Below are 540 nucleotides of genomic sequence, written 5' to 3' on the forward strand. Positions count from 1 at the left end.
TTACCACGGTGTGGTTCATGACTGGGGTGAAGTCGTAACAAGGTAGCCCTAGGGGAACCTGGGGCTGGATCACCTCCTTAAACGATAGCGGATTCTCAGCAAGCGTTCACACGAATTATCTGATCAGAATGTAAAGAGAGCGAATTGGTATTTATACCAAGATATAGGCTTGTAGCTCAGCTGGTTAGAGCGCACCCCTGATAAGGGTGAGGTCGGTGGTTCAAGTCCACTCAGGCCTACCAATTTTTCCTTACTCTTCGTTGAAACATTCCTCGCATAGCAGGCTATGCGTCGTCATGCTTCGCCTTGATTAAGCAAAAATCTGGCAGTGATGATCGAAATTTCGCTCAAGTTTAGAAAAGTTTTAAAACATATTCACGCTTAAGTGACTATCTTTTAAAGCTTTTTGCTTTAAACGCTCTTTAACAATTTAAATCCTGTAACGAGAATTAAGTAAGACAAATGTACAAGCGCTAATCCGGCGTAAATGTATCGTTACTTCAGCGTTAACTGTTTAACAGTTGGCTATGAAGTTTAATC

At 41.9% G+C, this 540-nt stretch carries 1 tRNA gene and 1 rRNA gene; both read left to right on the forward strand.

Going from position 1 to position 540, the window contains the following annotated elements:
* A 16S ribosomal RNA gene (locus JYB63_RS22570) occupies positions 1-80 on the forward strand; the annotation flags it as partial.
* 85 nt (positions 81-165) lie between these two features.
* Positions 166-242 (forward strand) — tRNA-Ile (locus JYB63_RS22575).
* The last annotated feature ends 298 nt before the right edge of the window (positions 243-540 follow it).

It is taken from the genome of Aliamphritea spongicola (assembly GCF_017051665.1).
GTDB lineage: Bacteria > Pseudomonadota > Gammaproteobacteria > Pseudomonadales > Balneatricaceae > Amphritea > Amphritea spongicola.